Below are 14,112 nucleotides of genomic sequence, written 5' to 3' on the forward strand. Positions count from 1 at the left end.
ATAGCTAATGAACTCTGCGTTTATTGAACGTTGCACTTGTTATGATAATTTATCTGTTTAAAAAGTCATTAAATAAGGGATATCGCAATAGGACCTATTCAAAACAAGTATTTTTTGTTAAAATTAGTTGATGGAAAAGAAAGTTATGAGGTGACTAAATGGACCGTATCAGCGAAGTGTCTGTTAATCTATTTGGCTATAATCGCAAACAAGTTAACCAATTAGTTGAATATAAAGATGAAAAAATTAAATCTTTAGAAAGAGACGTTGCTAATTTAAACCAGAAAGTACAAGCTCTAGAAGAGAAAGTGGTTTATTTCCAGTCGATTGAAGCCGCTCTAAAAGATGGTTTAGTGGACGCACGAAAGACAGGAAATGAAATTATTGCCGATTCAGAAGCAGAAGCAGAAAAGCTAATAAATCGTACTAATGAGCAAGTGGCCCAATACAAAGAAAACTTTGCATATTATAGTAAGGAACTAGCCAATACAGGAACAGATTTAAAAGATCAATTAAAAATGATGCAATCACAAATGCTAGATATGATTTCAGACTATGAAAAATTTGTTTCATCAACTAATTTTGATGAGGTTTTTCCTAGCAAGCAAGTGGATCGTTTTAGGAATCAGATTGAAGATTATGAGCAAGATGACTTACAACCAAACAGTCATCGAAAGAATCTTTCGGCAGAAAAACAATTGTCAGATAAAGAAAAAGAGGAATTACAACGTTTAATTCAAGATGTTATAAAGAATGAAGAAACGGCAGAAAAGACAAATGACAAAAAATTGGTTGATTTTAAGAAAGCTCATGGTTAACTAAATGATAAAAAAGGGCTGGGGGTAAACCCAGCTTTTCTTGTCTTTAAGTTATCAACAGAAATGAGGAGAAATAATGGTTAAAAATATAACAAAAGAAGTGGAGCGTCGTCGAACTTTTGCAATCATTTCCCATCCCGATGCTGGAAAAACAACTATCACCGAGCAACTTTTATTATTTTCTGGAGCTATACGTGAAGCGGGAACGGTAAAAGCTAAGGGAAAAAAATCAAATAAATTCGCTAAATCAGATTGGATGGAAATTGAAAAGCAAAGAGGCATATCAGTCACGTCTTCTGTCATGCAAGTGGATTATGATGGCTATCAAGTTAATATTCTTGATACTCCAGGTCACGAAGATTTTTCGGAAGATACCTACCGTACTTTAATGGCAGTCGATGCTGCTGTTATGGTGGTCGATTCTGGTAAGGGAATTGAGCCTCAAACTAAGAAATTATTTGAGGTCGTCTCAAAGCGTGGAATTCCTATCTTTACATTTATGAATAAACTAGACCGCGATGGACGCGAGCCAATGGATTTAGTAGCGGAATTAGAAGAAGTCTTAGGAATTAATGCCTATCCAATGAATTGGCCAATGGGTATGGGTAAAACATTACTAGGTCTATATGATTTATACAATCAGCGCGTGGAAATTCGTCAATCAGATGATGAAGATTATTTTATAGCACTGGATGAAGAAGGACATGCCCAAGGAGACCACGCTTTTAAATCATCATCTATTTATAGTCAAGCAATTGATGATGCACAACTTTTACATGAAGCGGGTAATAGTTTTGATCGCCAGGCTATTTCACGAGGAAAATTAACGCCCGTCTTTTTCGGGTCCGCTTTAACGGGTTTTGGCGTACAAACTTTCTTGGATGCCTTTGTCGATTTGTCTCATCAGCCGGCGCCGGCTTTAACAGTTGACGAAGAATATATCCAGCCAACAGATGAGCGTTTTACAGGCTTTGTTTTTAAAATCCAAGCTAATATGAACCCAGCACACCGTGACCGCATTGCCTTTGTAAGGATTGTTTCTGGCCGTTTTGAAAAGGGAATGACAGTTACTTTAAACCGAACCGGCAAAACCATTCGAATGGCACATACTACCCAGTTCATGGCCGACAGTCGAGCAGAAGTCCAAGATGCTTTTGCAGGCGATATTATTGGCTTATATGATACGGGGAATTTTCAAATAGGTGATACCATCTATGCAGGTAACCAAGCCGTCCAATTTGAAGATCTACCACAATTTACGCCGGAGATTTTTATGAAAGTAGCGCCAAAGAATGTAATGAAGCAAAAATCTTTCCATAAAGGAATTGAACAACTTGTGCAAGAAGGAGCCATTCAATTATATAAGACCTATCATACAGAAGAGTATATACTAGGAGCGGTCGGACAACTGCAGTTTGAAGTTTTTCAATATCGTTTATTAAACGAATATAATGCAGAAGTTGAAATGACACCAATGGGGTCAAAAATTGCACGTTGGATTGATGATGAGGACTTAGATCCTAAGATGTCTTCCTCACGAAACCTTCTGGCAAAAGATCGTTTCGGCCAAGCTGTTTTCCTTTTTGAAAATCAGTTTGCTGAAAATTGGTTTAAAGACAAACACCCTGATGTTAAACTTAAACAGTTGATGTAAATCTCTTATTAAGGGTTACTGGTATTTAATAAGTAAATAATCTTAGCTTTTAATTTTGGTTTTGTGTATAATAATGATAGCGTTTGCCTGGGTTTTTATTTGCCTAGAATGAATAGCTATTCAGCGCATAGCTTAATATTAGAAATAATGTCTTTAAGGAGATGAACATATGGAAAAGAAAGAATTTCACGTAGTTGCTGAGACTGGGATTCACGCAAGACCTGCAACTTTATTAGTGCAAGCAGCTAGTAAGTTTTCATCAGATATTAACTTAGAATATAAAGGTAAATCAGTAAATTTGAAATCAATTATGGGAGTGATGTCTCTTGGCGTAGGACAAGGAGCTGACGTTACAATTACAGCTGAAGGTTCTGACGAAAAAGAAGCTATTGAAACGGTAACAGAGACCATGAAGAAAGAGGGCTTATCTGAATAATGACTAATAAACTAACCGGTATTGCGGCTAGTGATGGGATTGCAATTGCACCTGTTTATTTATTAGTGGATCCCGACTTAAGTTTTGACAAAAAGTCAATTGAAGATAGTGAACAGGAACTTATGCGTTTGTCTGTCGCTGTTGACCAAGCAAAAGCGGAACTTGAAAATATTCGCCAATTAGCTGCTGACCAATTAGGTGAAGAAGAGGCAAAAGTTTTTGATGCACATCTTTTAGTTTTATCAGATCCAGAATTCCTAGCCCAAGTAAAAACTTTGATTGAAGAAGATAAGATGAATGCAGAGGCTAGTCTTGGACAAGTTGCAGATATGTTTATTGCTACATTTGAAGCGATGGAAGACAATCCTTACATGCAAGAACGTGCAGCAGATATCCGTGACGTGAAACAACGACTTTTAGCTGCTTTATTAGGAGTGGAATTACCGACTCCAGCTACTATTGACCATGAAGTAATTGTGGTGGCTAGAGACTTAACGCCAAGCGACACTGCGCAATTGAATAAAAAATATGTGAAAGCCTTCGTCACAGAGATTGGCGGAAGAACATCTCACTCTGCTATCATGGCAAGGTCGTTAGAGATACCTGCCGTTGTTGGGATTGAAGGTGTTTCTCAAGCGGTTAAACAGGGAGAAAACTTAATCGTAGATGCCTTAGAAGGTCAAATTATCCTGCAAGCAAACGAGGAAGAACTAAAAGAGTATCAGCATAAAGGCGACCAATTTAAACAAGACCAAGAAGAATTAAAAAAATTGGTAGCATCGCCATCCATAACTAGTGATGGTAAAACAGTAGAAATTGCTGCCAATATTGGAACCCCTAAGGATGTTGAGGGAGCTATTGATAATGGAGCAGATGGAGTAGGCTTGTATCGAACAGAATTCCTTTACATGAATGCTTCTGATTTTCCTAGTGAAGATGATCAATATCGCGCTTATCGTCAAGTGCTTGAAGCTGTTGATGGTAAAGGGGTGGTCGTTCGAACCATGGATATAGGTGGCGATAAGCATTTGCCATATATGAAGTTGCCACAAGAAATGAACCCATTTTTAGGTTACCGTGCTATTCGTATTTCTATAGATAAGCCAGAGATGTTCAAAACACAATTGAAAGCATTACTGAGAGCATCGGTTCATGGTGATTTGAAAATCATGTTTCCCATGATTGCTACAATTTCAGAGTTTCGCCAGGCTAAATCTTTATTAGAAGAGGTTAAAAAAGAACTTCAACAAGCGCAGGTTGAATATTCAGATTCTATCGAAGTTGGAATAATGATTGAAATTCCTGCTGCTGCTGTTTTAGCGGACCAATTTGCAAAGGAAGTAGACTTCTTCTCAATTGGTACAAATGATTTAATCCAATATTCAATGGCTGCTGATCGAATGAATGAGCGAGTTTCTTATCTTTATCAACCCTATAATCCTTCTATTTTGAGATTAGTCAAATTTGTAATTGACGCAGCTCACCAAGAAGGTAAATGGGTTGGTATGTGCGGTGAAATGGCTGGTGACCAAATGGCGGTACCTATTCTACTAGGTATGGGATTAGATGAGTTTTCAATGTCTGCTTCGTCAATCTTAAGAACACGTCAGTTAATTTCACGCTTAGATAGTAAAAAGATGCAAGAATTAGCTGATCGCGTGATCAAGGAATGTAATTCATCTGAAGCAGTAGAAGAGCTTGTTAATCAATATTTAGCCTAAAGTGTATTTCATAAATAGTTAAGACCCTAGGAAAAGTTTGTCGCCATTTAAGCATAGCCATATGTTTGTGGAACAAATCGTTTCTAGTGTCTTTTTTTTACAAAAAACACTGTTGTTAAGGTAGTAAAATATTTACTATAATAGATGAGAATAGAAATAAGCTCTAGGAAGGAAGCATTATGAAGATAGGCATGTTTACGGATACCTACTTTCCTCAATTAAGTGGTGTATCAACTTCAATCAAATTATTAACAAAAGAATTGCGAGCTAGAGGACATGAGGTAGTTATCTTCACTACTACTGATCCGAATGCAGAAGCAGAGCCAGATGTTGTTAGGATTTCAAGTGTTCCCTTTTTAAGTTTTTCTGATCGAAGAATTGCATATCGGGGATTCGATCGCTGTTTGAAAATAGCGCGTTCCATGAACTTAGACCTTATTCATACGCACACCGAGTTTAGTATGGGTTTAGCTGGTAAGTATGTTGCTAGCCGTTTGAAGATTCCTAATATACATACTTATCATACAATGTATGAAAATTATACCCACTATATTTTAGATGGGCTCTTAGTTCAAGCCAATCATGTAAGAGTAATTTCACGTCAGTATTGTAACCAATCAAATGCAGTCATTGCGCCCAGTCAATTAACTAAAGATACTTTAGAATCTTATGGTGTTCATGTTCCTATACAGATAATAGCTACTGGAGTAAACATTCCAAACTTTAAACCAGAAGAAGCTAAAACTTTGCGGAAGACTTTAGGTTTTAATAGTAAAGACCGTGTATTATTATCTTTATCACGTTTATCTAAAGAAAAAAATATAATTGAAGTCTTATATTCTTATTGTGAATTGAAGCAAAAGGATCCAAATCTAAAATTAGTGATTGCTGGGGATGGACCAGAAAGAGATAGTCTAGAACAATTTAGTCGTAAACATGATTTAGATGTGCGCTTTGTCGGATTTGTCGATCATGATGAAGTTTGGCGTTATTACCAAATGGCTGATTTATATGTAAATGCCTCAGAGTCGGAATCGCAAGGGTTGACTTATCTAGAAGCAATTGTTAACCGCTGTCCAATCATTGCTAAGAGTAATGATTACCTCAAGACTGTGATGCAAGAAGAGGCTTTTGGCGCCTTATTTGATGAAAATTACACACTTGATCAAGCAATTAGAGACTTTTTGGAGAAAAAAGACTCAAAACAAGTTGATCCAATTGATACAGATAACTTATATGAAATATCAGTAGAAAAGTTTACGGATCAAGTTTTAACCTTTTACAAGCAAGTATGTGAGCGATATATTGAAGAAGAAACTGGCCTTTTTGATCGTGTCTTTAGTAAAGTAAAAAATGTTATTCGTGAAATTGTAATAGGAGGAAAAATATAGTGGATCAAACACTCAAAGTAGGTTTTATCGGACTAGGTGTTATGGGACAATCAATGGCTAGACACATATTAAGAGCTGGTTATCCGCTTTATGTTTATAATCGAACGAGGTCTAAAGCCAATCAATTGGTTGAAGAAGGGGCTATTTGGCAAGCTTCACCTGAAGAAGTTGCTCAGGCATGTGACTTAGTCTTAACAATAGTTGGCTATCCTGAAGATGTTGAAGCGGTATACCTAGGTGAAAAGGGCTTGTTTAAGGGTGCTCACTCAGGTCAGGTTTTTATTGATTTAACCACCTCTAGACCAAGTTTGGCTCAGGAACTCACTAAAAAAGGACAAGCTTTGGGTGTTACTGTTTTAGATGCACCTGTTTCTGGTGGAGATTTAGGAGCAAAAGCAGGACGCCTAACAGCTATGGTTGGAGGAGATGCAGCAACTTTAGATCAAGTTCGTCCTATTCTTGAAACATTTAGTGCAAGTATTCAACTCCATGGTTCTGCAGGTTCTGGCCAACATGCTAAGGCAAGTAATCAGATTATGATTGCTGGGACAATGACCGGCATGGTCGAAACATTAAGGTATGCTAAAGCAAATGGGTTAGACTTAGAAAAAGTTATTGCAACCTTGACTGGTGGAGCTGCTAATAACTGGTCATTGGCCAATTATGGGCCTCGTATTTTAAAATCAGACTATTCACCTGGATTTTTTGTTAAGCACTATATCAAGGATTTAGGTATTGCTTTAGAAGAAGCTGAAAAAGCCAATTTAAATTTACCAGGTACAAAACTTGCCTATGATTTATACCAAGAATTAGCAAAAGAAGGTCATGAAAATGATGGTACTCAAGCTTTGATTAAGCTTTGGTGGGATCAAGCTTAATAGTCCTCCTCACTCTAAGTTGGGAAGCAACTTAAAATTTATTTCTTGCAATTTTATCTCAGTTTGTTAGTATACCTTGTATAAAATAAATTATCTTCTTAGTGAAGAATGGAGGAAATCATGAAAGCATCTGTACTTACTGGAATTATTCAACGACTAGAAACAATGACTAAGGCAAAAGATGAAGTTGAAATTCGTCGATTTGAATTGGATGGGATTGAAAAATGCCAAGTGACTTATTTACCAAATGATGATGCTTTTGAAATGACAGAATCAGAAACGGGAACTGTTTTCCGCTTTGACAACATTGATCTAGTAGCCATTGAAATATTTGATCTGTTGGGTTAATACAAACAAAAAGAGGTCTGAGGATAATCGAAATCCTAGACCTCTTTTTATTTATCATAAACATATAATCTTTTCATCAGTTAAAATCCTAAGCAAGATAATTATAAATATTAGAGCCAGTGAATCATGAGTATAAGAATACAAGAATGTGCTATAATGACTTTAAGTAAAAAAAGAAATAAGTTAATGAAGATAATAAAAAAGTATAGGAGGAATCATGAGAAAATTGATTCAACCCACTTGGTGTCTTAATTCAGTTTATCGTCTTAAGCCATCTGATCTAATCAACCAGCAAATTAAAGGCCTAATAGTAGATCTTGATAATACACTCTTGGCATGGAATTGCCTAGATCATACCCAAGAATTAGCAATATGGGCAAAGAGTATGCAAGATGCAGGTATAAAATTATTTGTTTTATCCAACAATCATCCCGAACGAGTACATAGGGTTGCGGATCCTTTAAAATTACCTTATCTCGGTCACGCCTTAAAACCGCTCAGACGTAGTTTTCGCTTAGCAATGAAAAGAATGCAAGTTAAGCCGGAGCATGTCTTAGTGGTCGGTGACCAGATAATGACCGATGTAATAGGAGCTAAGAGTTTAGGTTTGAAAGTACTTTTAGTTAAACCTATTGTCAATAATGATAATATTTACACCCTGGTCAATCGCACTTTAGAAAAAATGGCACTGAAATGGATTGGGATTGACCGACATGGAGACTGGGGGGACCAACTTGAAAGACCAAACTAATTTACAAGAAAACTATCAATGCATTGGATGTGGGGCTGAAATTCAAAGTGAAGATCCTAATAAGATGGGGTATTTATTGGCTTCTATCTTGGAGAAGAAAAAAATAGAAGGCGATTTTTATTGTCAGCGCTGTTTCAGACTGCGTCATTATAATGAGCTGCAGGATGTGCAAATTTCAGACGATATATTTCTGGATCGCCTTTCTTCCATTTCAGAAGACGATGCTTTTGTAGTGAATGTTATTGATATATTTGATGTTGAAGGAAGTATGTTATCTGGCTTAAATCGTTTTATTGGCAAGCAACCCTTTGTTTTAGTCGCTAATAAAGTAGACTTATTACCAAAATCAGTCAAACAAAATCGAATCGTTCATTGGTTGAAACAGCGTTTCTTTGAAAATAGTTTAAAACCAGACGAAGTGTTTTTGCTGTCAGCCAATAAGCCAGCTAGCTTACAAGCTCTAATTGATCGGATTGACCGCGAGGTAAGACAACGTAATGTTTACATAGTGGGAGTTACTAATGTTGGAAAATCTACCTTAATTAACCAACTACTGAGACATTATGGTGGAGACAAAGAAATAATCACAACCTCTGATCATCCGGGCACCACACTCGATACGATTCGTATACCATTAACAGAAACAACGGGTATCATTGATACTCCGGGAATTATCAAGGAAAACCAACTGGCTCATTACTTAGATCGTCAGGGAATGAAAAAACTATTACCCAATAAAGCAATTAAGCCTAGAACTTTTCAGTTAAATGCTGGTCAAACACTCTTTTTAGCTGGAGCAGGTAGAGTTGATTTTATAGCAGGAGAAAGGGCAGCCTTTACTTTTTATGTCTCCAATGAGACATATATTCACCGGACTAAAACGGATAAGGCAGATGACTTTTACCTTGAGCACAAAGGACAACTCTTAAGTCCTCCATATCTCAATCAAGCAGTTAATTTTCCTGAACTACAAGGAAGGGATTATCAATTAAAACCCAATCAAGATTTAGCGATTGCTGGACTAGGATGGTTAACAGTTAATGAACCTGTTCAAGTAAGACTATGGGCTCCAAAAGCTGTCCAAGTTACACAAAGAGAAAGTATGATTTAGGTTAAACAGATCTAGTTAGAAAAGGAGTCAATATGACCGTATTAAATAAAAAACAAATTAAGTTTCTTAGAAAAAAAGCGCAAAAAGAAAAAGCAATTTTTCAAATCGGAAAATTAGGAATTACAGAAGTCTTTATTCAACAAGTGGATGATGCCATTGAAAAAAGAGAATTAATTAAATTTAATATTCTGCAAAATTCTGATGAAGAAATTGATCAAGCGGCTGAACAAATTGCTCAAGCAATTAATGCAGTAATTGTTCAAACCGTTGGACATACAGCTGTTCTATATCGCCCTTCTCACAAAGAAAAATATCAAAGAATAAGTGAAGAAATAGCCACTATTCAATAGCAACAGAAAGGAGACCTCCATGCGGACGATCGTCAGTGAACAAACTATTTTGAGGCTTGAGCGAGAATATGCCTCGATCACCTTAGGACAAATAGCGGATTTAACAACCGACCGTGATCGCCAACGCATCGGTATTTTAGGAGGGACTTTTAATCCGCCTCATTTAGGTCATTTAATGATGGCTGAACAAGTAGGAAAACAATTAGATTTAGATGAAGTTTGGTTTATGCCAACCGCAAAGCCACCTCATGCGCCGGGGAAGCAGACCATTGCTTCTCAACACCGGCTGCAAATGGTTCAAAGAGCGATCGAAGGTAATCCTTTGTTTAAACTCCAAGCCTACGAAGTTAATCGTGGTGGGAAAAATTATACCATTGATACTATGAGGCATTTCGTGAAAGCTTACCCTGAGTGCGACTTTTACTTTATCATTGGGAGTGACTCAGCTAATGAACTAGAGACTTGGCGTGACATTAGTGAATTGGCTTCAATGGTTCAATTTGTGGGTGTGCGACGTCCAGGTGAAGAAATTTATGGGGGGCAATATCCAATCATCTGGGTAGACAGTCCTTTGGTAGAGCTTTCTTCAACGGAAATTCGTCTAAGAGTCTACTTGGAACAATCCATTCGTTATCAAGTTCCTGATGCGGTGATAGACTACATTAACCGCCACGACCTATATCGACGTTTGGATTGATGAAAGAAGGAGTTTTTATGACAGAAGAACTTATTTACCAACAAGACTTTATTAATATGAGCCGTCAAGAGTTGATTAATCAATTAGAAAAGCGTTTATCAAAAAGACGGTTTGATCATGTAATGGGGGTTGAAAAAAAAGCGCTTGAGTTAGCGAAGCTTTATGAAGAAGATATCGAAAAAGCATCAATCGTTGCTTTAATGCATGACTATGCCAAAGAAATTGAATCCGAGGCAATGTTAAATTTAGCTCAAGCATTTTGGTCAGACGAGCGGCTTGAAGACGCAACAGAAGGAATCTGGCATGGTTTTGCTGCTGCACAAATATTGAAAACGGATCTAGCATGTCAAGATGATGAAATTATTCAAGCGGTAGCTGCTCATACTACGGGCTGGCACCAAATGTCAAAACTTGCAAAAATACTTTATATCGCAGACTATACAGAAGAAGGACGTAATTTTAAAGGAGTCAATAAGGTTAGAAAACTAAGTCAAATTGATTTAGATAAGGCCTGTTTTTTGAAGATGCGTATGACAGTAAAGCACTTGATGAAAAGGCAAGAATATCTTTTCCCCTTACAAATTGAAGTCTATAATAGTTGGATTAAAAATTATAAAGCAAATAAAGCTATTTAGGAGGAATTATGACATTATCAAGTAAAGAAAAATTAGAAGTAATTGTAAAAGCGGCGGACGATCGGATGGGCCAAGATATTATGGCTTTAGATGTAAGTCAAATGACACCCTTGGCAGAATATTTTGTAATCATGCACGCCAAGAATGAACGTCAACTTAATGCGATTGTGGACGAAATCATTGAAAAATGTCATCAAGCGAATATAAATATCAAGGGTTCTGAAGGAAAAGATGGCGGACGCTGGATTTTAATTGATATTTATGAAATAGTTGTTCATGTCTTTCATTATGAAGAGCGTAGCCATTATAATTTAGAAAAAATCTGGCGAGATGCGCCATTAGTGGACATTTCTGCATGGGTGAATCCTTAATGAGTTTTACCGATGTCGCTTTGGTTTATGACCGTTTTAATGATTTGAGCGCCTATGATCAGTGGCTAGATTTTACTTTAGCTCATGCAGGAGAAGCTGTTGAAAATGTTTTGGATATGGCATGTGGGACAGGTTATTTTAGCCGTTTATTAGCTAAGAATTATCAGCAAGTTAAGGGTATGGATTTAAATGAAGCAATGATTGACCAAGCTAAAAAACAAGCAGGAAATGAATATGAAAACCTCATCTTTCAACAAGGTGATATGCTCAATCTAGAAGCAGAAGAGGGAAAGTATGATTTAGTGACTTGCTATGCAGATTCTTTATGTTTTCTAAAGAATGAAGAAGAGCTTAAACAGGCTCTTTTTTCAATGGTTAATTGTCTAAAAGATAGTGGTCGATTATTGTTTGATGTATGGACCCCTTATCAATTGAGTCAAGGATTTGATCAATTTTCTTATCAGGATGAAGATGAAAAGGGAGCTCTATTGTGGACATCTTTCACTAAAGCTAATGATTTAAGTGTAATTCACCAGTTAACTGTCTTTGATCGCGTTGAGTCTGAAGCTGATCAAGATTTTTATAGACGTTATCAAGTCGACCTAGAAGAAAAAACCTATCCCTTAGCTACTTATAAAAATTTTCTACTAGAAGTAGGCTTGCAACCACAACAAATTCAAGTTTTGGTCAATTTTGGTGAACGTCAGTATGACGAATCTCAAGATCAAAAGACTGATCGTTGGTTTTTTGTATGTCAAAAGGGGGAATGAATGTTGAGAACCTTAGGCATTATTGCAGAATACAATCCTTTTCATTATGGCCATCTCTATCAACTCAAAAAGGCAAGGACCTTAACTCAAGCTGAATGCATTATCGTTTTAATGAGTGGGAATGTTGTGCAAAGAGGGGAGTTTCCTATTCTGGATAAATGGCATAGGGCAGAGCTTGCCTTAAAAAATGGAGCAGACCTAGTCCTCGAACTTCCATTGAATGCTAGTCTGCAGGCAGCGGATTTTTTTGCCGGAAGCTCCGTTGACATCATGAAAGACTTGGAGGTTGATTATTTAGCTTTTGGAAGTGAATCGGCTGAATTAGCAGATCTTCAAGCCTATTTAAATTTTATTGAGTTAATTGATGCGGACTTGCAAAAAAATATCCGTCTTTTACTTAAAGAAGGAAAGGCCTACCCAGCCGCTTATCAAACGGCTGTCGCTCAACAATTGAAACAGCATGAATACAGTTTAAGTTTCGATCCATCTGCTAGCAATCAAATGCTAGGCATTCTGTACTTAAAAGCACTAAAAGGTTCTAAAATTCAACCAATTGTTATCCCTCGTCTTAAAGAAACTCAAGAGCTAGAACAGTGGATTGAGCTACCACATGAGCTACAACCAATATCTATCCTTTCAGGCAGTCAAATCAGAAAGGAAGTTCAAGAGGGTGTTCTAAAAGCTCGAAATCTTCCGATAATGACTTGGCAGAAGTTGCAAATGCATTCCTTAATCGAATGGCAAGATTATTATACCTTACTCAACTATGCTATCTTAGCGTTGGGGAAAGAAGGTCTTGCTAAAATTCAAGGAATGGTCGAGGGGATGGAGTCGGCTATCTATAAGCAAAATCTCAAAACTCAGTCTTGGGAGGAATTAGTGGATGCTCTTACTTCGAGTCGGTGGACACGGTCAGCTGTACAACGTCTATTGATGATGGTTTTATTGCATATTGATCAAACAATGTGGCAAAGTTATTTAACAAAAAATAAAAAGCAGAAAGTGCTTCGTATCTTGGCTTTTAATCAAGTGGGACGAGCCTTTTTAAGCAGCTTTAATTCGGAAAAACTAAAACTTTTTTCTAATTTATCGCAAGAAATAGCAGACAATTATCACTTGGCCTTGCAAGTAGATAGTATTTTGCAGGCCAATCCTAATAAAAAAACTGAAGAACAAGTGATAGCAAAGCATCCCATTTATTTAAATGAGCCTTATTTATAGCAAGCTAAACTAGTAATATGAACGTCAATCAGCTATACTAATATTGGTTTAGAATTGATTATTGTGATTGACAAGCTGTCTTTTCTTAAGTATAATTTATTTTGTCGTTTTAGAGGTGATATATATGAAATGGACCCTTCGTCAATTACGTGAGGCCTGTCGTGACGGCATCTATTCTTTTGATGAGCGAATAGATATCCAATCACAAATAAGTGAACGCAAGTCGGATATAATCCACATAGATGAAGTGCATTCTAAGGGATACTTCCTTTTGCGTGATGAAGAGTTTGTGCTCCACTGCCAATTTGATGTGGACGTGACATTGCCTTCAACTCGTAGTTTGAAGCCTGTAGTTGTCCCTTTATCAATAAAGGTGAGAGAACGCTACGTTGATAAAAGTTTAGACTTTAATGCTCAAGACTATGAGGAAACCACTATTGTTCTTGAACATGACTATATTGACCTCGCAGCGTCTGCTGTTGATAATATTCTTTTGAATATTCCAAGACAAGTCATTGCAGAGGATGATACAGATCTTCCTTCAGGCAAAGACTGGACAGTCGTAACCGAAGAAGAATATAATCTTCAAAACCAAGCAGAAGAGGATCAAGTTGATCCAAGATTTGCAGCCTTAAAAACGTTATTATCAGACCAAGATAAATAATGGTCATCAACTACCAGGAGGTGTAAAACATGGCAGTACCAAAAAGAAGAACATCTAAAGCAGTAAAAAGAAAGCGTCGTACTCACTTCAAATTAAACGTACCAGGAATGAATCCTTGTCCTGAGTGTGGCGAAATGAAATTAAGCCACCGTGTATGCGGTAATTGTGGTTTCTACGCAGGAAAAAATGTAGAACAAGTAGCAAAATAATAACAAGAAAGATCGGTTAATCGGTCTTTTTTGGCTCTATGTCCAATAGGGTTGATGCTATCCAAGGAGATTAAGCAATTAACGGTT

The 14,112-nt window shown here is 37.0% G+C and carries 17 protein-coding genes; all 17 read left to right on the plus strand.

Features of this window, described 5'->3' with window-relative positions; translation table 11 throughout:
- Positions 1-158: 158 nt before the first annotated feature.
- The 17 genes from ACQV2P_RS07945 (at position 159) to rpmF (ending at position 14,025) form a co-directional block, all read left to right on the plus strand.
- Positions 159-818 (plus strand): DivIVA domain-containing protein, encoded by a 660-nt coding sequence (locus ACQV2P_RS07945; RefSeq protein WP_428874480.1) that lies wholly within the window; start codon positions 159-161, stop codon positions 816-818.
- A gap of 76 nt (positions 819-894) precedes the next feature.
- A complete protein-coding gene (locus ACQV2P_RS07950) occupies positions 895-2,472 on the plus strand; it encodes a peptide chain release factor 3 (protein WP_428874481.1) in 1,578 nt (525 codons plus the stop codon).
- 169 nt (positions 2,473-2,641) lie between these two features.
- On the plus strand, positions 2,642-2,908 hold the full coding sequence (locus ACQV2P_RS07955) for a phosphocarrier protein HPr (protein WP_428874483.1): 267 nt from the start codon (positions 2,642-2,644) through the stop codon (positions 2,906-2,908).
- A complete protein-coding gene (gene ptsP / locus ACQV2P_RS07960; protein ID WP_428894862.1) occupies positions 2,908-4,629 on the plus strand; it encodes a phosphoenolpyruvate--protein phosphotransferase in 1,722 nt (573 codons plus the stop codon). Before ACQV2P_RS07955 ends, ptsP begins: the two co-directional genes overlap by 1 nt.
- A gap of 179 nt (positions 4,630-4,808) precedes the next feature.
- Entirely contained in the window at positions 4,809-6,020 is a 1,212-nt protein-coding gene (locus tag ACQV2P_RS07965) for a glycosyltransferase family 4 protein (protein ID WP_428894863.1), read from the plus strand.
- Positions 6,020-6,898, plus strand: coding sequence for an NAD(P)-dependent oxidoreductase (locus tag ACQV2P_RS07970; RefSeq protein ID WP_428874486.1), 879 nt, complete (start codon positions 6,020-6,022; stop codon positions 6,896-6,898). Before ACQV2P_RS07965 ends, ACQV2P_RS07970 begins: the two co-directional genes overlap by 1 nt.
- Positions 6,899-7,018: 120 nt before the next feature.
- Positions 7,019-7,246, plus strand: coding sequence for a YkuJ family protein (locus ACQV2P_RS07975; RefSeq protein WP_428874487.1), 228 nt, complete (start codon positions 7,019-7,021; stop codon positions 7,244-7,246).
- Between the two features lie 217 nt (positions 7,247-7,463).
- Positions 7,464-7,997: a YqeG family HAD IIIA-type phosphatase gene (locus ACQV2P_RS07980; protein ID WP_428874488.1), complete on the plus strand. Its 534-nt coding sequence runs from the start codon at positions 7,464-7,466 to the stop codon at positions 7,995-7,997.
- Entirely contained in the window at positions 7,960-9,108 is a 1,149-nt protein-coding gene (gene yqeH, locus ACQV2P_RS07985; RefSeq protein ID WP_428874834.1) for a ribosome biogenesis GTPase YqeH, read from the plus strand. The genes ACQV2P_RS07980 and yqeH overlap by 38 nt, the downstream gene beginning before the upstream one ends.
- Before the next feature lie 32 nt (positions 9,109-9,140).
- Positions 9,141-9,458, plus strand: coding sequence for a ribosome assembly RNA-binding protein YhbY (yhbY, locus tag ACQV2P_RS07990; protein WP_428874833.1), 318 nt, complete (start codon positions 9,141-9,143; stop codon positions 9,456-9,458).
- A gap of 19 nt (positions 9,459-9,477) precedes the next feature.
- On the plus strand, positions 9,478-10,155 hold the full coding sequence (locus ACQV2P_RS07995) for a nicotinate-nucleotide adenylyltransferase (protein WP_428874491.1): 678 nt from the start codon (positions 9,478-9,480) through the stop codon (positions 10,153-10,155).
- A 17-nt stretch (positions 10,156-10,172) separates the two neighbouring features.
- On the plus strand, positions 10,173-10,790 hold the full coding sequence (gene yqeK, locus ACQV2P_RS08000; RefSeq protein ID WP_428874493.1) for a bis(5'-nucleosyl)-tetraphosphatase (symmetrical) YqeK: 618 nt from the start codon (positions 10,173-10,175) through the stop codon (positions 10,788-10,790).
- Positions 10,791-10,798: 8 nt separating this feature from the next.
- Positions 10,799-11,161, plus strand: a complete 363-nt coding sequence (gene rsfS, locus ACQV2P_RS08005) for a ribosome silencing factor (protein ID WP_428874831.1) — start codon at positions 10,799-10,801, stop codon at positions 11,159-11,161.
- The gene (locus ACQV2P_RS08010; protein WP_428892969.1) at positions 11,161-11,931 is read left to right on the plus strand and encodes a class I SAM-dependent methyltransferase; all 771 of its coding nucleotides are present in this window, start codon (positions 11,161-11,163) and stop codon (positions 11,929-11,931) included. Before rsfS ends, ACQV2P_RS08010 begins: the two co-directional genes overlap by 1 nt.
- The gene (locus tag ACQV2P_RS08015; protein ID WP_428874496.1) at positions 11,932-13,152 is read left to right on the plus strand and encodes a nucleotidyltransferase family protein; all 1,221 of its coding nucleotides are present in this window, start codon (positions 11,932-11,934) and stop codon (positions 13,150-13,152) included.
- 124 nt (positions 13,153-13,276) lie between these two features.
- Positions 13,277-13,816, plus strand: coding sequence for a YceD family protein (locus tag ACQV2P_RS08020; protein WP_428874497.1), 540 nt, complete (start codon positions 13,277-13,279; stop codon positions 13,814-13,816).
- Between the two features lie 29 nt (positions 13,817-13,845).
- Positions 13,846-14,025, plus strand: a complete 180-nt coding sequence (gene rpmF, locus ACQV2P_RS08025; protein ID WP_428874498.1) for a 50S ribosomal protein L32 — start codon at positions 13,846-13,848, stop codon at positions 14,023-14,025.
- The last annotated feature ends 87 nt before the right edge of the window (positions 14,026-14,112 follow it).

The sequence above is a fragment of the Facklamia sp. P12932 genome (genome assembly GCF_050409545.1).
Lineage (GTDB): Bacteria > Bacillota > Bacilli > Lactobacillales > Aerococcaceae > Facklamia.

Bases quoted from the DNA above. Each gene is read 5' to 3' on its own strand.
- ACQV2P_RS07945 (WP_428874480.1), top strand. From the start codon at position 159: ATGGACCGTATCAGCGAAGTGTCTGTTAATCTATTTGGCTATAATCGC.
- ACQV2P_RS07950 (WP_428874481.1), top strand. From the start codon at position 895: ATGGTTAAAAATATAACAAAAGAAGTGGAGCGTCGTCGAACTTTTGCA.
- ACQV2P_RS07955 (WP_428874483.1), top strand. From the start codon at position 2,642: ATGGAAAAGAAAGAATTTCACGTAGTTGCTGAGACTGGGATTCACGCA.
- ptsP (WP_428894862.1), top strand. From the start codon at position 2,908: ATGACTAATAAACTAACCGGTATTGCGGCTAGTGATGGGATTGCAATT.
- ACQV2P_RS07965 (WP_428894863.1), top strand. From the start codon at position 4,809: ATGAAGATAGGCATGTTTACGGATACCTACTTTCCTCAATTAAGTGGT.
- ACQV2P_RS07975 (WP_428874487.1), top strand. From the start codon at position 7,019: ATGAAAGCATCTGTACTTACTGGAATTATTCAACGACTAGAAACAATG.
- ACQV2P_RS07980 (WP_428874488.1), top strand. From the start codon at position 7,464: ATGAGAAAATTGATTCAACCCACTTGGTGTCTTAATTCAGTTTATCGT.
- yqeH (WP_428874834.1), top strand. From the start codon at position 7,960: ATGGAGACTGGGGGGACCAACTTGAAAGACCAAACTAATTTACAAGAA.
- yhbY (WP_428874833.1), top strand. From the start codon at position 9,141: ATGACCGTATTAAATAAAAAACAAATTAAGTTTCTTAGAAAAAAAGCG.
- ACQV2P_RS07995 (WP_428874491.1), top strand. From the start codon at position 9,478: ATGCGGACGATCGTCAGTGAACAAACTATTTTGAGGCTTGAGCGAGAA.
- yqeK (WP_428874493.1), top strand. From the start codon at position 10,173: ATGACAGAAGAACTTATTTACCAACAAGACTTTATTAATATGAGCCGT.
- rsfS (WP_428874831.1), top strand. From the start codon at position 10,799: ATGACATTATCAAGTAAAGAAAAATTAGAAGTAATTGTAAAAGCGGCG.
- ACQV2P_RS08010 (WP_428892969.1), top strand. From the start codon at position 11,161: ATGAGTTTTACCGATGTCGCTTTGGTTTATGACCGTTTTAATGATTTG.
- ACQV2P_RS08015 (WP_428874496.1), top strand. From the start codon at position 11,932: ATGTTGAGAACCTTAGGCATTATTGCAGAATACAATCCTTTTCATTAT.
- ACQV2P_RS08020 (WP_428874497.1), top strand. From the start codon at position 13,277: ATGAAATGGACCCTTCGTCAATTACGTGAGGCCTGTCGTGACGGCATC.
- rpmF (WP_428874498.1), top strand. From the start codon at position 13,846: ATGGCAGTACCAAAAAGAAGAACATCTAAAGCAGTAAAAAGAAAGCGT.